Annotated in this window: 20 protein-coding genes; 15 read left to right on the forward strand and 5 right to left on the reverse strand. The window is 68.5% G+C overall.

The features are described 5' to 3' along the window. Positions 1 to 7: 7 nt before the first annotated feature. On the reverse strand, positions 8 to 973 hold the full coding sequence (coaA, locus tag AC1DF4_RS02005) for a type I pantothenate kinase (protein WP_346925930.1): 966 nt from the start codon (positions 971 to 973) through the stop codon (positions 8 to 10). A gap of 144 nt (positions 974 to 1,117) precedes the next feature. Between coaA and glmS the strand changes: the two genes are divergently transcribed. The 8 genes from glmS to AC1DF4_RS02045 all read left to right on the forward strand — a co-directional run bounded on the left by glmS (position 1,118) and on the right by AC1DF4_RS02045 (position 13,811). Then, entirely contained in the window at positions 1,118 to 3,010 is a 1,893-nt protein-coding gene (gene glmS, locus AC1DF4_RS02010; RefSeq protein ID WP_476911304.1) for a glutamine--fructose-6-phosphate transaminase (isomerizing), read from the forward strand. A gap of 4 nt (positions 3,011 to 3,014) precedes the next feature. After that, positions 3,015 to 3,362, forward strand: coding sequence for a holo-ACP synthase (locus AC1DF4_RS02015; protein ID WP_024366340.1), 348 nt, complete (start codon positions 3,015 to 3,017; stop codon positions 3,360 to 3,362). A gap of 63 nt (positions 3,363 to 3,425) precedes the next feature. Then, positions 3,426 to 4,940: an NAD(P)H-hydrate epimerase gene (locus tag AC1DF4_RS02020; protein WP_476911305.1), complete on the forward strand. Its 1,515-nt coding sequence runs from the start codon at positions 3,426 to 3,428 to the stop codon at positions 4,938 to 4,940. 91 nt (positions 4,941 to 5,031) lie between these two features. Then, positions 5,032 to 7,383, forward strand: coding sequence for a glycogen debranching protein GlgX (glgX, locus tag AC1DF4_RS02025; protein ID WP_476911306.1), 2,352 nt, complete (start codon positions 5,032 to 5,034; stop codon positions 7,381 to 7,383). Next, positions 7,380 to 9,710 (forward strand): malto-oligosyltrehalose synthase, encoded by a 2,331-nt coding sequence (gene treY / locus AC1DF4_RS02030; RefSeq protein WP_476911307.1) that lies wholly within the window; start codon positions 7,380 to 7,382, stop codon positions 9,708 to 9,710. The genes glgX and treY overlap by 4 nt, the downstream gene beginning before the upstream one ends. Before the next feature lie 28 nt (positions 9,711 to 9,738). Next, a complete protein-coding gene (treZ, locus tag AC1DF4_RS02035; protein WP_476911617.1) occupies positions 9,739 to 11,502 on the forward strand; it encodes a malto-oligosyltrehalose trehalohydrolase in 1,764 nt (587 codons plus the stop codon). Positions 11,503 to 11,518: 16 nt separating this feature from the next. Continuing rightward, the gene (gene mgrA, locus AC1DF4_RS02040) at positions 11,519 to 12,556 is read left to right on the forward strand and encodes an L-glyceraldehyde 3-phosphate reductase (RefSeq protein WP_476911308.1); all 1,038 of its coding nucleotides are present in this window, start codon (positions 11,519 to 11,521) and stop codon (positions 12,554 to 12,556) included. A 169-nt stretch (positions 12,557 to 12,725) separates the two neighbouring features. Continuing rightward, the gene (locus tag AC1DF4_RS02045; protein WP_476911309.1) at positions 12,726 to 13,811 is read left to right on the forward strand and encodes an inositol-3-phosphate synthase; all 1,086 of its coding nucleotides are present in this window, start codon (positions 12,726 to 12,728) and stop codon (positions 13,809 to 13,811) included. 82 nt (positions 13,812 to 13,893) lie between these two features. Here the strand turns inward: AC1DF4_RS02045 and AC1DF4_RS02050 are convergent, their stop codons facing one another. The 3 genes from AC1DF4_RS02050 to mshA form a co-directional block, all read right to left on the reverse strand. Then, the gene (locus AC1DF4_RS02050) at positions 13,894 to 14,811 is read right to left on the reverse strand and encodes a DUF559 domain-containing protein (RefSeq protein ID WP_476911310.1); all 918 of its coding nucleotides are present in this window, start codon (positions 14,809 to 14,811) and stop codon (positions 13,894 to 13,896) included. Positions 14,812 to 14,930: 119 nt separating this feature from the next. Beyond that, positions 14,931 to 16,688: a formate--tetrahydrofolate ligase gene (locus AC1DF4_RS02055; RefSeq protein ID WP_476911311.1), complete on the reverse strand. Its 1,758-nt coding sequence runs from the start codon at positions 16,686 to 16,688 to the stop codon at positions 14,931 to 14,933. Continuing rightward, entirely contained in the window at positions 16,681 to 18,033 is a 1,353-nt protein-coding gene (gene mshA, locus AC1DF4_RS02060; protein ID WP_476911312.1) for a D-inositol-3-phosphate glycosyltransferase, read from the reverse strand. Before mshA ends, AC1DF4_RS02055 begins: the two co-directional genes overlap by 8 nt. Before the next feature lie 162 nt (positions 18,034 to 18,195). Here mshA and AC1DF4_RS02065 point away from each other — a divergent pair, with 162 nt between their 5' ends. Continuing rightward, on the forward strand, positions 18,196 to 18,732 hold the full coding sequence (locus AC1DF4_RS02065) for an N-acetyltransferase family protein (RefSeq protein WP_476911313.1): 537 nt from the start codon (positions 18,196 to 18,198) through the stop codon (positions 18,730 to 18,732). A 26-nt stretch (positions 18,733 to 18,758) separates the two neighbouring features. Here the strand turns inward: AC1DF4_RS02065 and AC1DF4_RS02070 are convergent, their stop codons facing one another. Continuing rightward, on the reverse strand, positions 18,759 to 20,168 hold the full coding sequence (locus AC1DF4_RS02070; protein ID WP_476911314.1) for a family 4 glycosyl hydrolase: 1,410 nt from the start codon (positions 20,166 to 20,168) through the stop codon (positions 18,759 to 18,761). Positions 20,169 to 20,250: 82 nt separating this feature from the next. On the opposite strand from AC1DF4_RS02070, the gene AC1DF4_RS02075 reads away from it, so the two are divergent. The 6 genes from AC1DF4_RS02075 (at position 20,251) to tsaD (ending at position 25,735) form a co-directional block, all read left to right on the forward strand. Further along, complete coding sequence (locus AC1DF4_RS02075) at positions 20,251 to 21,342, forward strand: PfkB family carbohydrate kinase (protein ID WP_476911315.1); 1,092 nt, start codon at positions 20,251 to 20,253, stop codon at positions 21,340 to 21,342. A gap of 182 nt (positions 21,343 to 21,524) precedes the next feature. After that, positions 21,525 to 22,745 carry an alanine racemase gene (alr, locus tag AC1DF4_RS02080; RefSeq protein ID WP_476911316.1) on the forward strand — a complete coding sequence of 407 codons (1,221 nt, stop codon included), beginning with the start codon at positions 21,525 to 21,527 and terminating at the stop codon, positions 22,743 to 22,745. Further along, the gene (gene tsaE / locus AC1DF4_RS02085) at positions 22,742 to 23,377 is read left to right on the forward strand and encodes a tRNA (adenosine(37)-N6)-threonylcarbamoyltransferase complex ATPase subunit type 1 TsaE (RefSeq protein WP_476911317.1); all 636 of its coding nucleotides are present in this window, start codon (positions 22,742 to 22,744) and stop codon (positions 23,375 to 23,377) included. The genes alr and tsaE overlap by 4 nt, the downstream gene beginning before the upstream one ends. Continuing rightward, the gene (tsaB, locus tag AC1DF4_RS02090) at positions 23,377 to 24,048 is read left to right on the forward strand and encodes a tRNA (adenosine(37)-N6)-threonylcarbamoyltransferase complex dimerization subunit type 1 TsaB (RefSeq protein ID WP_476911318.1); all 672 of its coding nucleotides are present in this window, start codon (positions 23,377 to 23,379) and stop codon (positions 24,046 to 24,048) included. The genes tsaE and tsaB overlap by 1 nt, the downstream gene beginning before the upstream one ends. A gap of 77 nt (positions 24,049 to 24,125) precedes the next feature. Continuing rightward, positions 24,126 to 24,605, forward strand: coding sequence for a ribosomal protein S18-alanine N-acetyltransferase (gene rimI / locus AC1DF4_RS02095; protein ID WP_476911319.1), 480 nt, complete (start codon positions 24,126 to 24,128; stop codon positions 24,603 to 24,605). Further along, on the forward strand, positions 24,602 to 25,735 hold the full coding sequence (gene tsaD / locus AC1DF4_RS02100) for a tRNA (adenosine(37)-N6)-threonylcarbamoyltransferase complex transferase subunit TsaD (protein WP_476911320.1): 1,134 nt from the start codon (positions 24,602 to 24,604) through the stop codon (positions 25,733 to 25,735). The genes rimI and tsaD overlap by 4 nt, the downstream gene beginning before the upstream one ends. Positions 25,736 to 25,738: the final 3 nt, after the last annotated feature.

A 25,738-nucleotide genomic window follows, 5' to 3' on the forward strand; every position in this document is an offset into this window, starting at 1 on the left:
ACCTGTGCTAGACCTTGCGCAGCAGCATGCGGCGGATGGAGTGGTCGGCATCCTTGGTCAGCACCAGCTGCGCGCGGCCGCGGGTGGGGAGGACGTTCTCCTCAAGGTTCGGCTCGTTGATGCGCTTCCAGATCTCGCGGGCCGTCTGTTCCGCCTCGGCGTCCGAGAGCGTCGCGTAACGGTGGAAGTAGGACTCCGGCTGGGCGAACGCCGTGGTCCGCAGTTTGCGGAAGCGGTCCACGTACCACTCCTCGATATAGGACGTTTTGGCATCAACATAGATGGAAAAATCGAAGAAGTCACTTAGGGCCAGCCCCTGCCGGCCGTCATGCCGCGGACGTGCCGGCGCCAGGACGTTCAGCCCCTCGACGATCAGCACGTCGGGGCGGCGCACCACCACTTCCTTCCCGGGGACGATGTCGTAAGTCACGTGGGAGTACCAAGGCGCACGGACTTCCTCGGCGCCGCCCTTGATTTCGCTCACAAACCGGAGCAGCGCGCGGCGGTCATAGGACTCCGGGAATCCCTTGCGCTCCAGGAGCTGGCGCCGCTTGAGTTCCGCCAGCGGGTACAGGAAGCCGTCCGTGGTGATGAGTTCAACGTTGGGGGTCCCGGGCCAGCGGCGGAGCATCTCGCGCAGCACACGGGCGATGGTCGACTTGCCCACGGCCACCGAACCGGCGACGCCGATCACAAACGGGGTGCGCTGGGTCTGCTCGCCGAGGAAGGTGGTGGTTGCCGCATGGAGCTGGCCGGCCGCCTCGACATACAGGTGCAGCAGCCGGGACAACGGGAGGTAGACCTCGCGGATTTCCTTCATATCGAGCGGATCGCCGAGGCCGCGGAGACGGAGTACGTCCTCCTGGTTGAGGGGCTGCTCCATCTGGGCAGCGAGCCGGGACCACGTCTGCCGGTCCAGCTCCACGAACGGGGAGCCGCCGTCGCCGTTCGCTTCATTGCGTTGCAAAGTCACCCTAGAGATTCTGCCCTCCGCCGGGCCGAGAGCGAAATGGGCGGCCCCTCCCGGGCGGCAGACAAGGCCGCACGGGCAGTGGGCGGCGTGTTGTGAGCAGTTATCCTACGTCCCCCCTCGAGGAAACCCGCTAGGCTTGAGTCCATGTGTGGAATCGTTGGATATGTGGGCCACTCCGCTGGCCGTGTAAATGCTGGACACAATGCCCTGGACGTTGTCCTTGAGGGATTGCGGCGCCTGGAGTACCGGGGCTACGACTCTGCGGGCATTGCCGTGGTAGCCGACGGAACGATTTCGTCCCGCAAGAAGTCAGGCAAACTGAGCAACCTTATTGCCGAGCTTGAGGCCAGCCCGCTGCCGGATTCGCTGACCGGCATCGGTCACACGCGCTGGGCGACCCACGGCGGCCCGACGGACCAGAACGCGCACCCGCATCTCGCCGATGAGGGCAAGCTGGCCGTGATCCACAACGGCATCATCGAAAACTTCGCCGAGCTGAAGCTGGAACTCAAGCGCAAGGGCGTGACGTTCCTCTCCGAAACCGATACCGAGGTCGCGGCCGCGCTCCTGGGCGACATCTACCGGAACCAGCTCAAGGGCGACGCCGCCAACGGCGGCCTCACGAAGGCCATGCAGCTCGCCTGCCAGCGCCTCGAAGGCGCCTTCACTCTCCTCGCCGTGCACGCGGACCAGCCCGACGTCGTCGTGGCGGCCCGCCGCAACTCCCCGCTGGTCGTCGGCCTCGGTGAGGGCGAGAACTTCCTCGGCTCCGACGTCTCCGGCTTCATCGACTACACGCGCCGCGCCGTCGAACTCGGCCAGGACCAGATCGTCACGATCACCGCCGACACCGTGGAGATCACCGACTTCTACGGCGCCCCGGCCGAAGGCAAGGAATACCACGTCAACTGGGACCCGGCCTCGGCGGAAAAGGGCGGCTTCCCGTCCTTCATGGAAAAGGAAATCCACGACCAGCCGGACGCCGTCCTGCAGACCCTGCTGGGCCGCTCGGACATCAACGGCAAGCTGACCCTCGACGAGCTCCGTGTCGATCCGGAACTCCTCAAGAGCGTCGACAAGATCATCGTCCTCGCCTGCGGAACCTCCGCCTACGCCGGTCAGGTCGCCAAGTACGCGATCGAGCACTGGTGCCGGATTCCCACCGAGGTGGAGCTTTCCCACGAATTCCGCTACCGCGACCCGATCGTGGACGAGAACACCCTGATTGTCTCCATCTCCCAGTCGGGCGAGACCATGGACACCCTGATGGCCGTCCGCTACGCCAAGGAACAGGGTGCCAAGACCGTCTCGATCTGCAACACCAACGGGTCGACCATCCCGCGCGAATCCGACGCCGTGCTGTACACCCACGCCGGCCCGGAAATCGCCGTCGCCTCCACCAAGGCCTTCCTGGCACAGATCACCGCCGCTTACCTCCTGGGCCTCTACCTGGCCCAGTTGCGGGGCAACAAGTTCCAGGGCGAGATCAAGGACATCCTGGCGGACCTCAATAAGATTCCGGCCAAGATCCAGCAGATCCTCGACAACGAAGCCCAGATCAAGGAACTCGGCCAGTCGATGGCTGACGCCAAGTCCGTGCTGTTCCTGGGCCGCCACGTCGGCTTCCCGGTGGCAATGGAGGGCGCGCTCAAGCTCAAGGAGCTCGCCTACATCCACGCCGAGGGGTTTGCCGCCGGTGAACTCAAGCACGGCCCGATCGCGCTGATCGAGGAAGGCCAGCCCGTCTTCGTGGTGGTTCCCTCGCCCCGCGGCCGCGACTCGCTGCACTCCAAGGTTGTCTCCAACATCCAGGAAGTCCGGGCGCGCGGCGCCAAGACCATCGTGATCGCGGAAGAGGGGGACGAAGCCGTCAAGGCCTACGCCGAGCATGTCTTCTACATCCCGGAGACCCCCACGCTGCTGGCCCCGCTGCTCAGCACGGTTCCGCTGCAGATCTTTGCCCTGGCCCTGGCCTCCGCCAAGGGTTACGACGTGGACCAGCCTCGCAACCTGGCCAAGAGCGTGACCGTAGAATAACGCCATGATCGTTGGCATTGGCGTAGACGTCGTAGACATTGAACGGTTCGGCCGGCAGCTGGAGCGGACCCCCGGGTTGCGCGACCGGCTGTTCGTCCCCGCGGAACGCGAACTGAACACCCGTTCCCTGGCTGCCCGGTTCGCGGCCAAGGAGGCTGTGGCCAAGGTCCTGGGCGCTCCCGCCGGCATGAACTGGCAGGACTGCTGGATCGGCCTGGACCAGAACGGGCCCACCGTTCAGGTCAAGGGCACGGTGCTGGCCGTGGCGGAGTCCAAGGGCGTCAAACGCTGGCACCTTTCGATGAGTCACGACGGCGGCATCGCCACGGCGACGGTCATCGCCGAGGGCTAAGCGTCACCAGCCCGGACCGAACCGGACTTTCCGCAGCGACTGCACCGCGAATGGACTGAAACCATGATCAGCGCCTATACCGGAACCCAGATACGAACGGCTGAAAAGCCGTTCCTGGACAACGGTATGGGCGCTGTTCTTATGCAGCGCGCCGCCTACGGGCTGGCCAACGCGGTGGTCCGGGAACTCCGGGGCCGCGGGAAACGCCTATACGGCGCCAGCGTCACAGTGCTCGCCGGCAAGGGAAACAACGGCGGGGACGGGCTTTTCGCCGCCGCCATGCTGGCCGGCCGCGGCATGCGGACGACGGCGGTTCTCACCGCACGGGAGGCCCACCCCGAAGGGCTCGCTGCGCTGGAAAAGGCCGGAGGCCGGGTCCTCCGCCTGGCTTCGGAGAACACAAACGTTGCAGCCGCGGCCGCCGCACGGTCCGACGTCGTCATTGACGCGATCCTGGGCACCGGCGCACAGGGCGGGCTCCGGGGTCCGGCCGCCACGCTGATCGACGCTCTGGGACGCTCGCGTCCGGGACTCGTGGTTGCCTGCGACATTCCCAGCGGCGTGGACGCCGATAGCGGCGAGGCCCACAGCCCGGTGCTCCGCGCGGATCTGACGGTCACCTTCGGGGCGGCCAAAGCCGGATTGCTGGCCGATCCCGGGGCCGACTCCGCGGGCCGGGTGCAGGTCATTCCGATCGGAATCGAGGCTGCCCTGCCCGAACCGGTCCTGCGCCGCTTCGAAGCAAAGGACCTGTCGGTGCTGCTTCCCCATCCCGGGCGGCGCTCCCACAAGTACTCCCGCGGTGTCCTGGGCGTCGTCGCCGGCTCGCAGCGGTACCCCGGCGCGGCGGTGCTCGCCTGCCGCGGCGCACTGGCGTCCGGGGTGGGCATGGTCCGTTACCTTGGGCCGCCGGACGTCGCCGACCTGGTCCGCCGGTCCTGCCCCGAGGTCGTGTGCGGAACCGCCAGCGCCGCGGAGACCCATGTCCAGGCCTGGCTCCTCGGCCCGGGCCTCGATGAAGAGGCCCACGAGCAGCTCGAGCGCGTCCGCGAAGCGGCAGCCACCGGGCTGCCGGTCGTGGCTGACGCCGGGGCGCTGCCTGCCCTGCCCCGCGACCTCGATCCCCGGTTCGTGCTGACGCCGCATGCCGGCGAACTGGCCGCGCTGCTGGCCCGATACGGCGCTGACCCCGGCCGCACCGGAGTGGAGGACTCCACCCTCGCTGCAGCCAGGCAGGCCAGTGGGCTGACTGGGGCCACAGTCCTCCTCAAGGGCGCGACCACGCTGGTGGCGGCGCCCACGGGTTCCGTCTTCAGCCAGGCCGAGGCCACCCCCTGGCTGGCAACGGCCGGCAGCGGCGACGTTCTGGCGGGTGTGCTCGGTTCCCTGCTGGCGCAGCTGGCAGAAGACTCCGGGGGGTTCAACTCTCTCGGAGTCTCCGCCGCAGAGCGCTGGGCCGGGATCGCGGCCATGGCCGCCAGCGTCCACGGCCGCGCGGGCAGCCTCGCCTCCGCCGGCGGGCCGGTCAGCGCCAGCGGCATCGCGGAGGCACTTCCTGAGGTGCTGAGGGCGATGTAACCAAGAGTGCACATAGCGTCCCGACAGGGATGATAACCCTACTTACAAGTAGTCTGTCTAGAGATTGTCCGCATCTGCACGAGGAGAACACATGGAAGTCTGGCCCGGAACGGCTTACCCGCTGGGAGCCACCTTTGACGGCACTGGCACTAACTTTGCCCTGTTCAGCGAACGTGCCGAGCGGGTGGAGCTCTGCCTCCTGGCTGATGACTTGACCGAGACGCGGATTGAGCTGACCGAGGTGGACGGCTACGTGTGGCACTGCTACCTCCCGCAGGTCCAGCCCGGACAGAAGTACGGCTACCGGGTCCACGGCCCGTACGAGCCGGAGCACGGCAACCGGTTCAACCCGAACAAGCTCCTGATGGACCCGTATGCCAAGGCCGTCCAGGGCCAGATCGACTGGGATCCGGCGCTCTTCACGTACGAATTCGGTGACCCCGACTCCCGGAACGACGCCGACTCGGCGCCGCACACGATGCACGGCGTGGTCATCAACCCGTTCTTCGAGTGGGACGGCGACCGGCAGCTGCGGATCCCTTACCACCAGTCCGTCATCTACGAGGCCCACGTCAAAGGCCTGACCGAGCTGCACCCGGAGGTCCCCGAAGAGCAGCGCGGCACCTATGCTGGCGTCGCCCACCCGGCGGTGATTGAGCACCTGAAGAAGCTCGGCGTCACCGCGATCGAGCTCATGCCCGTCCACCAGTTCGTCAATGACGGCACGCTCGAGGAGAAGGGCCTCAACAACTACTGGGGCTACAACACCATCGGCTTCTTCGCCCCGCAGAACACGTACAGCTCCTCCGGCGACGTGGGGCACCAGGTCCAGGAATTCAAGGCCATGGTGCGCGAGCTGCACAAGGCCGGCATGGAAGTGATCCTGGATGTGGTCTACAACCACACTGCGGAAGGCAACCACCTCGGCCCCACGCTTTCCTTCAAGGGCATCGACAACCAGGCGTACTACCGGCTGGTTGACGACGACATGAAGCACTACATGGACTACACCGGCACCGGAAACTCCCTCAACGTCCGGCACCCGCACTCGCTCCAGCTGCTCATGGACTCCCTGCGCTACTGGGTCACGGAAATGCACGTCGACGGCTTCCGCTTCGACCTTGCCTCCACGCTGGCCCGCGAGTTTTACGACGTGGACAAGCTGTCCACCTTTTTCGAGCTCATCCAGCAGGACCCGATTGTCTCCCAGGTCAAGCTCATCGCCGAGCCGTGGGACATCGGCCCGGGCGGCTACCAGGTGGGCAACTTCCCGCCGCAGTGGACCGAATGGAACGGCAAGTACCGCGACACCGTCCGTGACTTCTGGCGCGGAGAGCCCTCCACCCTGGGCGAATTCGCCTCCCGCCTGACCGGCTCCGCGGACCTGTACGAAAGCTCCGCGCGCCGCCCGGTGGCCTCGATCAACTTCGTCACGGCCCACGACGGCTTCACCATGCGCGACCTCGTCTCCTACAACGAGAAGCACAACGACGCCAACGGCGAGGGCAACAACGACGGCGAATCGCACAACAGGTCCTGGAACTGCGGCGAAGAGGGGGACACGGACAACGACCACGTCCTGACCCTCCGCGCCCGCCAGCAGCGCAACTTCATCGCCACCCTGCTGCTCTCGCAGGGTGTCCCCATGCTGCTGCACGGTGACGAACTGGGCCGCACGCAGCAGGGCAACAACAACACGTACTGCCAGGACTCCGAGCTGAGCTGGATCCACTGGGACGCGATGGACCAGCCGCTGGTGGAGTTCACCGCCGTCGTCAACAAGATCCGCCATGACCACCCGACGTTCCGGCGCAGCCGCTTCTTCGACGGCCGTCCGGTGCGCCGCGGTGAGGGCGAGAAGCTGCCGGATATTGTCTGGCTGAAAACGGACGGCACCGAAATGCTGCCGGAGGACTGGGGCAGCGGCTTCGGACGAACCATCGGTGTGTTCTACAACGGGCACGGCATCCAGGAGCAGGATTCCCGCGGGCGCCGGATCACCGACGACAGCTTCCTGCTGGGCTTCAACGCCCACGACGACGACGTGGACTTTGCCCTGCCGGCCGACGAGTTTTCACCGTTCTGGGACGTCCTGGTGGACACCGCGGACCAGGCCAACACCGAGGAACCGCTCAAAGCCGGTTCCGTGCTGAAGCTGGCGGCCAAGTCGATGGTGGTGCTCCGGGCACACTCCGGCCCCGAGGTGGAAGTGGACTACTCCGCAGCGGCGTCGCTGGCCGCGATGGCCGAACACGAGGACACGGAGCAGGCCGAAGCCGACGGCGAAGGTGCTGCGGCTCCGGAGGCGCCGGCGGATCCGGCCCCGGCCGATCCAGCCCCCGCGGCGCCGGCTCCGAATGCTCCCGCCAAGGGTTCCTCGAAGGGTTCCACGAAAAAGGCGGAGGCTGACAAGCCGAAGAGCCCGAAGGGACCCGCCAAATGAGGACCCCGGTTTCCACCTACCGGCTTCAGATCCGGCCCGGCTTCACCCTCCAGGATGCTGCCGGGATCGTGCCCTACCTGAAGTCGCTCGGCGTGGACTGGATCTACCTCTCGCCGATCCTGACCGCGGAGAAGGGCTCGGACCACGGCTACGACGTCACCGACCCCTCCGTGATCGACCCGGACCGCGGCGGCCCGGAGGGTCTGGCCGCCGCGTCGCAGGCAGCGCGGGACGCCGGGATGGGCGTGCTCGTCGACATCGTGCCCAACCATGTCGGCGTCGCAACCCCGGTGCAGAACCCGTGGTGGTGGGCCTTGCTCAAGGAGGGCCAGCAGTCCCGCTACGCCCCGGCGTTCGACGTCGACTGGGACTTCGGCGGCGGCCGGATCCGGATTCCCGTGCTGGGATCGGACTCCGACGTTGACGCACTGGAAATCAAGGACGGGGAGCTGCGGTACTACGACCACCGCTTCCCGCTGGCCGAGGGCAGCTACACCGAGGGGGATGACCCCCGCGAGGTCCACGGCCGGCAGCACTACGAGCTGGTCGGCTGGCGCCGGGCCGACAATGAGCTGAACTACCGCCGGTTCTTCGCCGTCAACAGCCTGGCCGGCATCCGGGTCGAGCTCCCGGAGGTCTTCGATGAGGCCCACGCCGAGATCGTGCGCTGGTTCCGCGAGGGGCTGGTCGACGGACTCCGGATCGACCACCCGGACGGACTGGCCGATCCGGAAGGTTACCTCCGCCGGCTCCGCGAGGTCACGGGCGGCAGCTACCTGCTGATCGAGAAGATCCTCGAACCGGGGGAGGTGCTGCCGGCCGGTTTCGACTGCGAGGGCACCACCGGCTATGACGCCCTCGCGGACGTGGACCGGCTCTTCGTCGACCCAGCGGGGCAGGACACCCTCGACGCCCTCGACACGGAACTGCGCGGCGGCCGGGCAGCGGACTACGAGGACATGATCCGGGGCACCAAGCGCCGGATCACAGACGGCATCCTCCACTCCGAGATGCTCCGGCTGGCGCGGCTGGTGCCGTCCGGTGCCGGGCTCAGCATCGAAGCGGCCGCCGATGCCCTGTCCGAGATCATCGCCGCCTTCCCGGTGTACCGCAGTTACCTGCCTGAGGGCGCGGATGTCCTGAAGGAGGCGTGCGAACTTGCTGTCCGCCGTCGTCCTGAGCTTGCCGACGCAGTCGGGCTGCTGCTGCCGCTGCTCCTCGACGCCGGACCGGAACCGGGCGCCGAACTGGGACGCCGCTTCCAGCAGACCTCTGGGATGGTCATGGCCAAGGGCGTGGAGGACACCGCGTTCTTCCGCTACACCCGGCTGGGCACCCTGACCGAGGTGGGGGCGGATCCCACCGAGTTCTCGGTGGCGCCGGAGGAGTTCCACCACCGGATGGCCCGACGCCAGGCCGAGCAACCGCTCTCCATGACCACGCTCAGCACCCACGACACAAAACGCAGCGAGGACACCCGCGCCCGGATCTCGGTCCTCGCTGAGCTGGCGCCGGAATGGCGGGCCGCCCTGGCCCGGCTCCAGGAACTGGCACCGCTGCCTGACGGGCCGCTCGCCAACCTGCTGTGGCAGGCCATCGCCGGAGCCTGGCCCGCGGACCGTGAGCGCCTTCAGTCGTATGCGCAGAAGGCTGCCCGGGAAGCCGGCAACTCGACCGACTGGCTCGACCCCGACGCCGCCTTCGAGGAGAAGCTGGCCGCCGTCGTCGACGCGGCCTTCGACAACCCCGGCGCCAGGGCGGAACTGGAATCCCTGGTCGAACTCCTGGCGCCGTATGGCGCCGTCAATTCGCTGGGGGCCAAGCTGGTGCAGCTGACCATGCCGGGAGTCCCCGATGTTTACCAGGGCACGGAGTTCTGGGACCGTTCGCTGACCGACCCGGACAACCGGCGGCCGTTCGACTACGGTGCGCGGCGCGCGGCCCTGGCCGCGCTCGACGCAGGCGACCGCCCGGCGTCGTACACCGACGACGCGGCGAAGCTCCTGGTCACGTCGCGGGCGCTGCGCCTGCGCCGCGACCGCCCGGAGCTGTTCGCGGGCTACCGGCCCATTGCCGCCACCGGGGCGGCGGCCGGGCACCTGGTCGGCTTCGACCGCGGCGGTGAGGCAGGCGAGGGCGCTGTGACGCTCGCGACACGGCTGCCCCGCGGCTTGGAACAGGCGGGCGGCTGGCGGGACACCGCCGTCGAACTTGCCGTGGAAATGACGGACGAACTGACGGGTGCCACCTTCGGCCCGGGCACCGTGGACGTGGCCGCCATCCTGGCCAGCTACCCGGTTGCCCTGCTGGTCCCTGCCAAGTACTGAACGAACCACCGATATACGGAAAGCTGTGATCACTTTGCCTGCTGACGGACAGAAACGCTTTGACCTTTGGGCACCGGAAGCAGGCACCGTGACGCTGCTTGCCGACGGCCGGCAGTACCCGATGACACGGCGGCCCTGCGGCGACACCGACGGCTGGTGGACCGCGCCGGACGCCCCCGCCGGGGACGTGGACTACGGGTACCTGCTCGACGGGGACACCACACCGCTGCCGGACCCCCGGTCCCGGCGGCAGCCCGACGGCGTCCACTCCCTGTCGCGGACGTTCGACGCCGGCCGCCACGAATGGGCGGACGGGCAGTGGCAGGGCCGCGGGCTGCAGGGCGCCGTGATCTACGAGATGCACGTGGGGACGTTCACCCCCGAGGGCACGCTGGACGCGGCCGCCGGGAAACTGGACTACCTCGTGGAGCTCGGCGTCGATTTCGTGGAGCTCCTGCCGGTGAACGGCTTCAACGGCACCCACAACTGGGGCTACGACGGCGTCCTCTGGTACGCCGTGCACGAAGGGTATGGCGGGCCCGCCGCGTACCAGCGCTTCGTGGACGCCGCCCATGCTGCCGGGCTGGGCGTCATTCAGGACGTGGTCTACAACCATCTCGGGCCCAGCGGAAACTACCTTCCGCGCTTCGGGCCGTACCTGAAATCGGGGGAGGGCAACACCTGGGGCGACTCGGTCAACCTCGACGGGCCAGGGTCCGACGTCGTGCGCCGCTACATCCTTGAGAACGCCGCCATGTGGCTGCGCGACTACCACGTGGACGGGCTCCGGCTCGATGCCGTGCACGCGTTCAAGGACGAGCGGGCCGTCCACCTGCTGGAGGAGTTCGGTGCGCTCGCGGATGAAGTCTCCGCCGAGACCGGACGCCCCGCCACGATGATCGCCGAGTCGGACCTTAACGATCCGCGCCTGCTCTACCCCCGGGACGCCAACGGCTACGGCCTGGCAGGGCAGTGGAGCGATGACTTCCACCATGCCGTGCACGTCAACGTCAGCGGCGAGGCCACGGGCTACTACGCCGACTTCGAGTCCCTTGAGGCCCTGGCCAAGGTCCTGGTTGACGGCTTCTTCCATGACGGCAGCTACTCCAGCTTCCGCGGACGGCACCACGGCCGGCCCATCAACACGGCCGCGGTGCACCCGGCAGCACTGGTGGTCTGCAGCCAGAACCATGACCAGATCGGCAACCGCGCCACGGGCGACCGGCTCTCCCAGACCCTGAGGTACGGGCAGCTGGCGCTCGCCGCCGTCGCGACCCTCACCTCGCCGTTCACGCCGATGCTGTTTATGGGCGAGGAGTACGGAGCCACCACGCCGTGGCAGTTCTTCACCTCGCATCCGGAGCCGGAGCTCGGGAAGGCCACCGCGGAGGGCAGGATCAGGGAGTTCGAGCGGATGGGCTGGGATCCCGCCGTCGTGCCGGACCCGCAGGATCCGGACACCTTTACGCGCTCCCGGCTCAATTGGGCCGAAGCCGCCGAAGGTGACCATGCCCGCCTGCTGGAGCTGTACCGGCGGCTGATCGCGCTGCGCCGTTCGACGCCGGAGCTCGCCGGCCTGGGCTTCGAGGACACCGCGGTGGCCTTCAGCGAGGCCGACGGCTGGCTCCGACTGCGCCGCGGCGGCGTGGAGGTGGCAATGAACTTCTCCGCCGAGCCGAACCGGCTCGCCGTTGCCGGCGCCTCAATGGTCTTGGCCACCGACGACGGCGTGCGCCTCGACGGCGGCCAGCTGGACCTGCCGGGCCACAGTGCCGCCATCATCTCGAAGTAAGACAGGAAGAATACGTATGACTTATGTTGCAGCAGGAACCAGGTACGACTCCATGCCCTACCGCCGGGTGGGCCGCAGCGGGCTGAAGCTCCCCGCCATATCGCTCGGCCTCTGGCACAACTTTGGCGACGACAAGCCGTTCGAAACGCAGCGCGCCATCCTGCGCCGGGCCTTCGACCTCGGCGTCAACCACTTCGACCTGGCCAACAACTACGGACCGCCGGCCGGTTCCGCGGAAACCAACTTCGGCAGGCACCTCCGGGATGACTTCACCCCCTACCGTGATGAGCTCATCATTTCCACCAAGGCCGGGTACAACATGTGGCCGGGACCGTTCGGCGAATGGGGCTCCCGCAAGTACCTGCTCGCCAGCCTGGACCAGTCGCTGAACCGGATGGGCCTGGATTACGTGGACATCTTCTACAGCCACCGCCCGGACCCGGAAACGCCGATGGAAGAGACCATGGGCGCCCTGGACCAGGCCGTCCGCTCCGGGAAGGCCCTCTACGCCGGCATCTCCTCCTACACCCCGGAGCAGACCCTCGAGGCCGCCCGGATCCTCAAGGAGCTCGGCACCCCGCTGCTGATCCACCAGCCGAGCTACTCCATGCTGAACCGCTGGACCGAAAACGGCAGCCCGAACCTCTATGAGGCGCTCGAACAGGTGGGGGCGGGCTCGATCGCGTTCTCGCCGCTGGCGCAGGGCATGCTGACCGGCCGCTACCTGGACGGGATCCCGGCCGATTCCCGGGCCGCGCAGGAAAAGTCCCTGGACGAGGAGAGCATCACGGAGGACAAGCTGGACCGCGTGCGGGGTTTGCACCGGATCGCCGAAAGCCGGGGGCAGTCCCTCGCGCAGATGGCCGTCGCCTGGATCCTGCGCGAGCAGGGCAAGGGTTCTTCAGTGACGTCCGCGCTGGTCGGCGCGTCCAGCGTCCGCCAGCTCGAGGACACCCTCTCCGCGATCAACAACCTCGACTTCACCGCGGAGGAGCTGACGGCGATCGACGAGTTCGCCGTCGAGTCCGACATCAACCTGTGGGCTCAGAAGTAGGCGGCACCGCCTCCCCGTAACACCGGCGGCGCGGCGGCCGGGAACAACCCGGGCTGCCGCGCTGTTGACTAGAATGTTAAGGGCGCCGTACGGCGCCGTGCCCGCTGCCGCCGTCGTGCATCAGAGTACTTCCGCGCCGGGCATATGAAGTTGTCCCCAAAGGAGTTCCGTGTCTTCACATCCGATTCGTGTTGCAATCGTCGGCGTAGGTAACTGTGCCACTTCCCTGGTCCAGGGCGTTGAGTACTACCGGGATGCCGATCCCCAGGCCACGATCCCGGGTCTGATGCACGTGGAGTTCGGCAAGTACCACGTCAACGACGTCAAGTTCGTTGCCGCGTTCGACGTCGATGCCAAGAAGGTCGGCCAGGACCTGTCCGCCGCCATTCTGGCCAGCGAAAACAACACCATCAAGATCGCAGACGTCCCGCCGGCCGGCGTTACGGTCCAGCGCGGCCCGACCCTCGACGGGCTCGGCAAGTACTACCTCGAGACCATCGAGCAGTCCCCGGAGGAGCCGGTCGACGTCGTCCAGGCCCTCAAGGACGCCAAGGTTGACGTTATGGTCTGCTACCTGCCGGTCGGGTCGCAGGAAGCCGCGGAGTTCTACGCCCAGTGCGCGATCGACGCCGGCGTGGCGTTCGTCAACGCCCTTCCGGTCTTCATCGCCGGCACCAAGGCCTGGGCGGACAAGTTCACCGCCGCGGGTGTCCCGATCGTTGGCGATGACATCAAGAGCCAGATCGGCGCCACCATCACGCACCGCGTCATGGCCAAGCTGTTCGAGGACCGCGGCGTCACCCTGGACCGCACGTACCAGCTGAACGTGGGCGGCAACATGGACTTCAAGAACATGCTGGAACGCGACCGCCTCGAGTCCAAGAAGATCTCCAAGACCCAGGCCGTCACGTCCAACGTGGAAGCCGAGCTTGCGGCGAAGGACGTCCACATCGGCCCCTCGGACTACGTCCAGTGGCTCGATGACCGCAAGTGGGCCTTCGTCCGCCTCGAGGGCCGCAACTTCGGCGACGCCCCGGTGTCGCTGGAATACAAGCTCGAAGTCTGGGACTCGCCCAACTCCGCCGGCGTGATCATCGACGCCGTCCGCGCCGCCAAGATCGGCTTGGACCGCGGCGTCGGCGGCCCCCTGCTCTCCGCGTCGAGCTACTTCATGAAGTCCCCGCCGGAACAGTTCAACGACGACCTCGCCCGCGAAAAGGTCGAGGCCTTCATCCGCGGCGACCTGGAGCGCTAACCCCGCCTTTCCCCAGTTGCCCTATCACTTACGGTGCCTAAACAGCCGGTTTAGCCGCCACAAGTGATAGGGCAACCGGCGTTTAACGGCCGTAGAGCGCTAGGCGGACCCGTCGGACGGCACCGCGGAAGTCATCCGCCAGGTCGTCCGCGTTGAATTTGAAATAGCGCCAGCCTGCCGCGTTGAACGTTTCGTCGCGGCGGTTGTCGCGGGACTGCTGTTCGCGCGTGAGGTGGTGGCCGCCGTCGTACTGGATTGCAACCCTTTGCCTCCGGTATCCGAGGTCGGCCGCGGGGGAGAGAGGATCGTCCGGCACCATCCTGAGCTGCAGCTCGGGCTCCGGCAGCCCGGCAGCGGTCAATGCCAGGCGCAGGAAGGTTTCCGGCGCGGCGTCGGAGCCGGGCCGGATCAGCTCCAGCGCCTGGCGCGCTTTCACGATTCCTTTAAGCTTGGGGTGGCGGGTGAGCATGTCCTGCAACTGGGGCAGCGTCGCCCACGGCACCGAACGGCCCTCCAGTTCCAGGCGAGGCTGCCGCACGAGCTGGTCGCCCACGGCCACGAGATCCTCCAGCGGCAGGAGACGGGCAAGGTCCAGCCAGGTCCGGGCAGGCGTTGAAATCCGGATGCCGTCCCAGACCATGAGCTCGTCGTCGAACGCAAGAACGGTATGCCCCACCACACCCTCACGCCGGACGGGTGGCAGCGCCTTCGGTTTGCTCAGATGGAGCTCCCGGCCGCCACGAAACCAGGACGGGAGCCACAGTCCCAGCAACACGGCGGCCGTAAGGTGCGAAACCCACGCACCGGGCGTCGCGGCTGAGAGGGCACGCGCAAGGCCGCGGAGTTCAAACTCCCAGCCGGCGGGCAGATAGAGCAACCGGCCGGCCGTTACGAGATCGGACGCGCGGAGCCGGGCGTTACCCAGAGTGGCAGCCCGGGCCTCATAGACGGTGAACGGGGCCGAGGCGAGGCGGGCCGGCAATGCAGCAGGTGGTCGCATGTGGACCATTCTGATCCGAACGCTGGCTCCCCGCTCCGGTTATCCACAGGGGCCCGTTGAGCTATCACTTTTGTCCCCATCCGCCGGGAATGGCAGCCAAAAATGATAGCGCAACGGGGTTAGAAGAGGCCGACGGGGTTGCCTTCGGCGTCGACGTCCATCCGCATCGCGGCCGGAACCTTGGGCAGCCCCGGCATGGTCATGACCGCGCCGGTGAGCGCCACGATGAAGCCGGCTCCGGTCTTGGGAATCAGGTCGCGGACGTGCACGGTGAAACCCTTCGGCGCGCCGAGCTTGCTCGCGTCGTCGCTGAAGGAATACTGCGTCTTCGCCATGCAGACCGGGAAGCCGGACCAGCCGTTCTTCTCTATTTCCGCGAGCCGCTTGAGCGCCGGGACGGAGAAATCCACCCCGTCGGCGCCGTAGATCTCCTGCACAATCGTCCGGATCTTGTCCTCCACTGACATCTCCAGCGGGTACAGGTGCCGGAAGGTGTGCGGCGCGTCGATCGCCGCGGCCACCTTGGCAGCGAGTTCGTCGCCGCCGTCGCCGCCCCCGCCGCGGCCCCAGACATCGGCCACGGCCGCCTGGACGCCCTCGGCGGCGCACCACTCCAGCAGCCAGTCCAGCTCCTCCGCGGTGTCCGTGGCGAACTTATTGATCGCCACGACCGGCGTGATCCCGAACTTCTCCACGTTCCGCACATGGCGCTGAAGATTGACGACGCCGGCAGCCAGCGCGTCCAGGTTGGGTTCCTTCAGCCGGTCCTTGGGGATGCCGCCGTGCATCTTCAGGGCGCGGACGGTCGCCACCACGACGACGGCGGACGGCGCGACGTCGGCGACGCGGGACTTGATGTCCATGTACTTCTCCGCGCCAAGGTCGGCGCCGAAGCCGGCCTCGGTGACGACGATGTCCGCCAGGCTGCGCGCGGTCTGGGTGGCGATCAGGGAATTGCACCCGTGGGCGATGTTGGCGAACGGGCCGCCGTGGACCAGGGCCGGGGTACCGGCGATGGTCTGCACCAGGTTCGGTTTGATGGCGTCCTTGAGCAGCATGGTCAGGGCACCCTGGACACCCAGCTCGGCCACCGTGACCGGCTGCCGGTCGTAGGTGTAGCCGAACGTGATCCGGCCCAGCCGTTCCCGAAGGTCGGAAAGATCCGTGGCGAGGCAGAACACCGCCATGATCTCCGAGGCCACGGTGATGTCGAAGCCGTCCTGCCGGGGGATGCCCTGCGTCGGGCCGCCCAGGCCGATCACCACCTCGCGCAGCGAACGGTCGTTCATGTCCAGCACCCGCTTGAAGGTCATCCGGCGCGGGTCGATGTTCAGCTCGTTGCCCTGGTAGATGTGGTTGTCCACGAGCGCCATCAGGGCGTTGTTCGCCGACGTGACGGCATGGAAGTCGCCGGTGAAGTGCAGGTTGATCTCGTCCATCGGCAACACCTGGGAGTAGCCGCCGCCCGTGGCGCCGCCCTTCATGCCCAGGATCGGGCCGAGCGAGGGTTCGCGCAGGGCAATCATCACCTTGTGGCCGGCCCGGGCCAGCGAGTCCGCGAGCCCCACCGTGGTGGTGGACTTGCCCTCGCCGGCGGGGGTGGGGGACATCGCGGAGACCAGCACCACCTTGCCGGGGGCGCGCGGCGTGGCGCCCGCCGTCGAACCCGCGAGCTTGGCCGGATCGATCTTCGCCTTATACCGGCCGTGGAAGTCCAGGGCCTCGGCGTTGATCCCGGCAGCGGCGGCAATCTCCTCGATCGGCCGCATGGTGGCCCGCTGCGCGATCTCCAGGTCACTCAGGGGAGCTGCCCCCGCGGCCGCGGTGTCGGGCCCGCCACCAGCGGCGGCGGTTCCGGGAATCGTGGTTTCAGACATCGTTGTCCTTTGGCTCGTGGCGTCGGTGGGTGTGACGGCCAGTGATTTCAGGCCGCTGTTGCCGGCCCATGGTTCCGGCTGAGGGCGTGTGGCCCACCGGAATGGTCAGGTTTCCAAAATGCTGGCTCAGTGCGGTGTGATAGCTCTCCAGCGTGATGGCGGCGGTGCGTTGCCAGCCGAATTCCTGCGCATGCAGGGCCGCTGCCCGCCCCATGTCCTCACGGGTCGCGGGGTCGTCGTAGAGGGCTTCCAGGACGTCGGCCCAGTCGGCGGCCTTGTGGCCCTCCACGAGCATCCCGGTGCGGCCGTCGAAGATGGCGCGGGACAGCCCGCCGACCTTGGTGGCCACCACCGGCGTGCCGCAGGCCTGGGCTTCGAGCGCCACGAGACCAAAGGATTCGCTGTAGGAGGGCATCACGACGACGTCGGCGGAACGGTACCAGCCGGCGAGTTTCGGTGCGCTGACGGGCGGATGGTGCGTGACGACGTCGTCCATTCCGGCAGCGCTGATCAGCGACTTCAGATCGAAGTCCTTGGACCCGCTGACCGCGCCGACGATGGTCAGCTGGAGGTCGATGTCCGGACGCCGTGCGCGCAGCAGGGCGGCGGCCTTGATCAGGATCTGCGGGCCCTTGAGGCGCTGGATCCGCCCGGCGAACAACAGGTGGAAGCGGCCCGGCGGCACCCCGTGGGCGGCCCGGGCCCGGCCGCGGAAGGCCGGGGTGAAGATGTCCAGGTCCACGCCCGGCGGGGCGACATCGATGTGGTCGTTGTCGGCGTTGTAGTGCGAGACCAGTTCCGCCGCCTCGGTGCCCGTGTTGGCGATCAGCCGGGTGGCGCCGTCGACAATCCGCTGCTCGCCGTCCTCGCGCCGCCGCGGTTCCGGCTGCTCACCGGAGACCAGCAGGAGGTTCTTCACCTTGGCCATGGTGTGCATCGTGTGCACGAGCGGCAGGCCCCACAGGCCGGCGAGCTCCAGCCCGGCCACGCCGGAAACCCAGTAGTGCGAATGGATCACGTCGTACCGGCCGTGCGGCTGGAGCTGCCGGATCCGGTCGATCTCGGCCACCATGCTGTGCAGCAGTTCGGGCAGTTCTTCCTTGGGCAGTTTCCGGGGCGGTCCGGCCAGGACGTTATGGACGCAGACCCCGGGGGAGGGGTGCTCGACGGCGGCCTGCGCGGCGGACGTGGACCGGGTGAAGATCTCCACTTCGACGCCGGTCTCGGCCAGGGCCGCCGCGAGGGCACGGATGTACACGTTCATGCCCCCGGCGTCCCCGGAACCGGGCTGCTCCATCGGCGAGGTGTGCAGGGAGAGGAAGGCGACGCGGCGGATCAGCGACATTCTTCTCCTTATCCCCAGCCCGAACAGATACTCCCGGTCACGTCCTGGTGAACACTGCCGGAACTGCATTTCGATAAAACATTACTCCTGAAGTCCCCGCGGGTTCACCGGCCGGAGGGCGACGCCGGTCACAGGGCAGGGCGTGCTGCTAACGTGACGGCTGTGAGCACACGCGACGAGACAGCATCCACCGGCCCCGGCTGGGAAATCCGTCCGGCCACCGGGGCTGATTGGCCGGCGATCTGGGCGATCCTTGAGCCCGTCATCGCGGCCGGGGAGACCTTCACCTGGGACCGGGACACCACCGAGCACCAGGCCCGCGAACGCTGGTTCAAGCAGCCCCCGGGCCAGGCCTTTGTCGCGGTAGGGCGGGGCGAGCTCGACGGCGTTGTCCTGGGCACCGGCGAGCTGCACGCGAACCAGGGCGGAGGCGGAAGCCACGTCGCCAATGCCGGGTACATGGTCCACCCCGCACACGGGGGCAAGGGGCTGGCCCGCGCCCTCTGCGCTTATTCCCTCGACGCGGCACGGGCCGCCGGGTTCCGCGCCATGCAGTTCAACGCCGTCGTGGAAAGCAATGCCCGGGCCGTCTCTGCCTGGCAGTCCATGGGCTTCGCGGTGCTGGCCACCATCCCGGAAGCGTTCCTGCACCCGCAGCTGGGCTATGTGGGCCTTCACGTGATGTACCGCAGGCTGTAGCTGCACCGGTCCCCGGCACGGTTTCCTCAGTCCCGGAAGAGCGCCCGCAGTTCCGGGAACGCGCCCTCGTAGCCGGCCAGCAGTTTTCCCGCGAGGTCCCCGGAACCGACCAGTGGGTGCCCGGCGAAGGCCGCCAGCGCCGCTTCCCGGCGGCCCGTCCCGGAGGTCCCGGCCTCCCGGCTGGTGGCCGTGACGACGAGGCGTTCGACGTCCTTCACCCGCCGGAGCAGGGCCAGTTGCGCCGGCGCCGGAAGCGCCTGCGGCAGGGGCACGACGCCGTCGGGAGTCACCCGGCAGGGAACCTCGACGACGGCGTCCGCGGGCAGCCCCGGAATCGCCGCCGCCGCGGCGCCGTTCCCGGCGTCGCTGGTGGTGTTGGGGGTGTTGAGGATCAGCTCCGCCGGCCCGCCGCCGGAGAGCGCGCGCATGACCGCGAGCGCGACCCGTTCGTAGCCGCCCCCGGCCAGGTCCGTCTCATCGCGGCGCTCGCCGGCCGGGCGGGCCTCGGCGAGGTAGCCCTCTTCGCGGGAGCGGCGGGCGGCGTCCCACAGCCGGTAGGCCTCGGCCCCGGCCGCCGCGAGCCGCGGATACAGCTCGGTCTGCTGCCGGTCGATGGACTCGCCGCGGGTTGTGGGGGAGGATCGGATGCCGGCCAGGGCACGCCCGGTCTCGTAGAAGTAATAAAGGTATTCGTTGGGCAGGCACCCCAGATCCGCCAGGAAGGGCTGCGGAAACAGCCGGCCCTCCTCGAAGCCGGCCAACGCGCCGGCGTCGGCCAGCAGCCCGGGCAGCGCGTCCCGGCCGCCGGACTCCAGCCGGTACAGCCAGCCCAGATGGTTCAGCCCGTAGTAGCCCACGCCGTCGAGCCTGCCCTCGGGAAGCTCGACGCCGGCGGCGTGGGCCGCCCGATATACCAGCCCGCTGGCCGAATCGCAGATGCCGACCACCTTGCGGCCGAGCACCGGAACCAGCGCTTCGGTGACCATGCCGGCCGGGTTCGTGAAGTTCAGCAGCCACGCGTCCGGGCAGTGGCGCCGCATCTGCCCGGCGAGTTCGAGCATGCGGGGGATGGACCGCAGCGCGTAGGAGATGCCGCCGGCCCCCGTGGTCTCCTGGCCCAGGAGACCCAGGTCCAGGGCCACCCGCTCATCGGTTGTGCGGCCGGCTGTCCCGCCGGGACGGATCGCGGCAAACACCAGGTCCGTGCCGGTGAGCGCCTCGGGCAGGGAGGTGGTGGCGCGGACCGCGGGAGGGGCGGCGCCGGGCGGTTGCTGCGCCGCGAAGGCGGCGAGGACGGCGTTGATGGCGGTGAGCCGGCCGGGATCGACGTCGTACAGCACCAGTTCCCGGACCAGCCCGGCGAAGGGCCCCGTGCAGAGCGCCCGGTAGACCAGCGGTACCCGGAATCCGCCGCCTCCGGCAATCATCAGCCGCATGCGGACAGTTTATGCATAGTGGCCCTTCCTGGCCCGCGCGGATGCCTATCCAGCGGTACCGGGACGGCGTAATGTGCCATACATGGACGCGATGCCGACGCGGCGTTTTGACCCGCTTTCCGCCGTCCGGACCCCGACGGCGGATGGTTTCGACCTGCTGCTGACCGGGACCGTCTTCCAGGACATCATCTTCACCGGCCTGCCGCACGCCCCGGTCGCGGGGACCGAGATCTGGAGCGACGGGATGGGCAGCTGCCCCGGCGGCGTGGCCAACCAGGCCATTGCCGCGGCCCGGCTGGGGCTGCGGACCGGGCTGGCGGCCGCGTTCGGCGACGACGGCTACGGCGACTACAACTGGAAGATCCTGGCCGGACAGGAACACGTGGACCTGTCGCTGTCCCGGCGGGTGCCAGGCTGGCACTCGCCGGTCACGGTATCCCTCAGCGTGGAGCATGACCGGTCCATGGTGACGCACGGCCATCCGGCTCCGGTGAGTTCCAGCGACCTGGTTGGCTGCCCTCCGCCGTCGCTCGCCGCCGTCGCCGAGCTCGGTGAGGAGCTGGAACCGTGGGCGCTCGACGCGTACAAGGCCGGTGTCCGGCTGTTCGGCGACGTCGGCTGGGATCCCACCGGCGTCTGGTCCTCCACCCGGCTCGACAACCTGCAGTACTTCCACGCCTTCATGCCGAACCAGCACGAGGCGATGTCCTTCACGGGCCATGACAATCCGTGGGCAGCGCTCTACTCCCTGGCGGACAGGGTCCCGGTCGCCGTCGTGACCCTGGGGGCGCAGGGGGCGATGGCCGTGGACTCCGAAACGGGCGAAGAAGAGTGGGTGCCGTCGCTGCCGGTGTCCGCCTATGATCCGACCGGGGCGGGCGACTGTTTCGGCGCGGCCTTCATCGTCGGCTGCCTGGCCGGCTGGCCGCTCGGCGACCGGCTGCGGTTCGCCAATCTCTGTGCCGCCCTGGCCGTGCAGGAGGTCGGCGGATCACTGGCAGCACCCGGCTGGGGGGACATCGCCGACTGGTGGCAGCGGGCCAACGCCCGGAAGGAACGCCAGAGCAGCCAGTGGCTTCGGCGCTACAGTTTCCTCGAGGACATCGTCCGTGATGTTCCGCCGGAAGCGCAGCGCCGGGCGACGGCGACCATCGCGCACCTTTCGGACGCGTAGCCGGCGCGTTGGTACGGCTCCTTCCCGCCGGACATGCCCTCCGTTCGGGCTAAGGAACGGGCAGAATGCCATTGTGCCCACTCGTGCGCGTGAACACTGGGCATGTCCCCCGGGGCGGGGGAGGAAGGCCGCAAATGGAGCCCGAATTAAGCCGCATGCGCCGCCACCCCTAGAATCGTTAAGTGACTTACCCAGCAGCAACAGGTGACTTCCTGCCCGTCCCGGAGGCTCCGCCAGCCTACGCCGAGGAACGCTCGGCAGTTATCGACCTCGAAGCCATCCGGCACAATGTCCGCCGCCTGGCGGCCGTGGCGTCGCCGGCCCAGGTGATGGCAGTGGTCAAAGCCGACGCCTACGGCCACGGCGCCGTTCCCGTTGCCCGTGCGGCTCTCGGCGCCGGCGCCAACTGGCTGGGGACCGCCCACATTTCCGAGGCCCTGGCCCTGCGCGCCGCCGGCATCGAGGCGCCCCTGCTGGCCTGGCTGCACACCCCGGAGAGCAACTTCGCCGCCGCCGTGGCCGCCGGGATCGACATCGGCTGCTCGGGCTGGGAACTGGAACGCATCGTTGCGGCCGCCCGCGAGCAGGAACGGCCGGCCCGCGTGCACCTCAAGGTGGACACCGGACTCGGCCGCAACGGCGCCACCCTGGACGCCTGGGACGGCCTCGTCGGCGAAGCCATGGAATACCAGGACCAGGGCCTGCTGCGTGTGGTCGGGATCTTCTCCCACCTGGCCGTCGCGGACGAACCCGAGCGCCCGGAAACCGACGACCAGCTGGAGGCCTTCCGCGAAGCCCTTGCCATCGCCCAGGACGCCGGGGTGGATCCCGAGGTGCGGCACCTCGCCAACACCCCGGCCACCCTGTCCCGGCCCGACACCCACTTTGACCTGGTCCGCGTGGGTCTGGGCCTCTACGGGTTGTCGCCGTTCGAGGGGCAGAGTTCGGAAGAGCTGGGCCTGCGTCCCGCCATGACGGTCCGCACGGTTGTTTCGCACTGCAAGGATGTCCCTGCCGGACAGGGCGTCTCCTACGGGCTGAACTACCGCACGGGCAGCACCAGCACGCTGGGGCTGATCCCGCTGGGCTACGCCGACGGCGTCCCGCGGATCGCCACCGGAGGGCCGGTCCGCGTGGACGGCGTGAACTACCCCGTGGTGGGCCGCATCGCGATGGACCAGATGGTGATCGACCTCGGCCCGCTCAACGTTTCCGCCGGCGGGCACAGCGTCCTCGGCGCCGAGGCCGTGCTGTTTGGCAACGGCGACGACGGCGGACCCACCGCAGAGGACTGGGCCCGGGCAGCCGGCACCAACAACTACGAGATCGTTACGCGGATCAGCCCGAGGGTGCCGCGCCGCTACATCAATGAAGAACTGCCGAGCGACGAGTCCCGGCCGTGAGCGCTGCGGCCTGGGAACGGACCTTGGGCGTCCGGACCGCGGATGAAACCCACGCCCTCGCGGCGGGCCTCGGCGCCCAGCTCCGGGCCGGGGACCTGCTGGTCCTGACCGGCGAACTGGGAGCAGGGAAAACCACGTTCACCCAGGGCCTCGGGGAAGGGCTGGGCGTCCGGGCCGGCATCATCTCGCCGACGTTCGTGCTGGTCCGCATCCACCCGAACCTGCCCGACGGTCCCCGGCCGGGCGGCCCGGACCTGGTGCATGTGGACGCGTACCGGCTGGGTTCGGCCTCGGAAATCGACGATATCGATCTGGAAAACACCATGGACAGCGCCGTGACCGTGGTGGAGTGGGGCCGCGGCCGGGTGGAGCACCTGAGCGACAGCCGGCTCGAGGTGGACCTGCTCCGCAGCCTGGGCGGCGGCACCCACGCCCCGGAAGCCCATAGCCCGGAAAACATCCATGACATGGGAGTGGCACAGGACCCCGAAGTGCTCGATTTCGACACCGACGACGACGACGAGCCGCGCACGATCGTGATCCGCGGCTTCGGTCCGCGCTGGGTGAACCCGCCCGCGTTCCCTGCGCCCGCGGGGAACGACCCCCTGCCTTACCCTCTGGAAGAGAACTGATGCTGATCCTCGCCATCGACACCTCGGCCGTGGCCAGCGCCGCGCTGGTCTCCGATGACACCCCGGAATCCCTCGTGGGCAGTTTCTCCACCCAGGACACCCGGAGCCACGCCGAAGTGCTGGCCCCGGGGATTGAGGCGCTCCTCGCGGAGGCAGGCGTGGGCGGCGCCGACGTCGACGCGGTGGTCACCGGGGTGGGACCCGGCCCGTTCACGGGCCTGCGCTCGGGCATCGTCACGGCCCGCACCCTCTCCTTCGTCTGGGGCAAACCGCTCTACGGCCTCATGAGCCTGGATGCCATCGCCCTGGAGGTGGCTGAGTCCACGGACGCGGCTCCGGAGTTCATCGTCGCCACGGATGCGCGGCGCAAAGAGGTCTACTGGGCCCGGTACATCCTCAGCGGCGGCCAGTTGCCGCAACTGCTGGACGGCCCGCACGTCGGTTTCGCAGCGGACCTCCCCGAGCTTCCGGTCTACGGCGCGGGCGCCGGACTCTATGCCGACGTCGTCAAGGCCGTCCCCGGCTTCAGCTCCCGCCAGCCGGAGGCCCTTTCGCTGGGCCAGTTCGCCCTGGCGCGGCTCGCGGCGGGGGAGCAGCTGCTCGGATCCACACCGCTTTACCTGCGCGAGTCAGATGCCCAGGTGCCCGGCCCGCGGAAGAGGGCACTGTGAACACTGGGCCCGCAGGAAAAAACACAGGAAAAAACGCAGGACCGGCCCGGCTGCCGGGCGGGGTTTCGCTGCGGGAGATGACCGCAGCGGACATTCCCGCCGTGCATGAGCTGGAGCGCAGGCTATTCCCGGTGGACGCCTGGCCGCTGCAGATGTTCGTCACCGAGCTGGCGCATTCAGAAACCCGGCGCTACGTCGTGGCCGAACTGACCGGGCAGATTGTGGGCTACGCCGGGCTGATGTGCATCCGGCCGATCGCGGACGTCCAGACAATCGCCGTCGTGCCCGAGCAGGAAGGCAAGGGAATCGGCTCCGCGCTGCTCACCGAACTCATCCGGGAAAGCCTGCTGCGCCGCGCCGAGGACGTGCTCCTGGAGGTCCGGGCCGACAACCCCCGTGCCCAGCAGCTCTACCGCCGCTACGGGTTCGAACAGATCCACGTCCGCCGCCGCTACTACCGCGACGGCGTCGACGCGCTGATCATGCGCCTCCGGCTCAGCGCCCCCGAACCAGACTCGACGCCCGCCCCGACGCCCAGGGAAGCAGACCGCCCATGAACGACACCCAGCATGACGGGCCGCTGGTCCTCGGCATCGAATCCTCGTGTGACGAGACCGGCGTCGGCATTGTCCGCGGGACGCAACTGCTGACCAACACGGTGTCCTCGTCGATGGAGGAACATGTCAGGTTCGGCGGCGTGATCCCCGAGATCGCCTCGCGCGCACACCTGGACGCCTTCGTTCCCACGCTCCGCGAAGCCCTGGCCGAGGCAGGGGTGACACTGGAGGACGTCGATGCGATCGCCGTGACTTCCGGTCCAGGGCTCGCCGGAGCCCTGATGGTTGGTGTCTGCGCGGCCAAGGCGCTCGCCGTCGCCACCGGAAAACCGCTGTACGCCATCAACCACCTCGTCGCGCACGTCGGCGTCGGGCTGCTCCAGACGGACGACGGCGGCCCGCAGGCCCTAACCGGGTTCCCGCCGGGAACTGCACTGCAGGGGAACGCATTGCCGGATAACCTGGGCGCCCTGCTGGTCTCCGGCGGACACACCGAAATCCTGCGGATCCGCAGCATCACCGACGACGTTGAGCTGCTCGGCTCCACGATCGACGACGCCGCCGGCGAGGCCTACGACAAGGTGGCCCGGCTCCTGGGCCTCGGCTACCCGGGCGGCCCGGCGATCGACAAGCTGGCGCGCACCGGCAACGCTAAGGCAATCCGGTTCCCGCGCGGACTGAGCCAGCCCAAATACATGGGGACCGCGGAGGAACCCGGCCCGCACCGCTACGACTGGTCCTTCAGCGGACTCAAGACCGCCGTCGCGCGGTGCGTGGAGCAGTTCGAGGCCCGCGGCGAGACGGTGCCGGTGGCTGACATAGCCGCCGCCTTCCAGGAAGCCGTGGTGGACATCATTACGTCCAAGGCGGTGCTGGCCTGCCGGGAGAACGGCATCACCGAACTGCTGCTGGGCGGCGGTGTGGCCGCGAACTCACGGCTGCGCCAGCTCACGGAACAGCGCTGCAGCGCGGCAGGGATCAGGCTGACCGTCCCGCCGCTGGCACTGTGCACTGACAACGGCGCCATGGTCGCGGCCCTCGGCGCCCAGCTGGTGATGGCAGGGATCGCCCCGAGTGGCATCGGCTTCGCGCCGGATTCCTCGATGCCGGTCACCACCGTCTCGGCCTGACGC

Source organism: Arthrobacter sp. 05N429 (assembly GCF_056397045.1).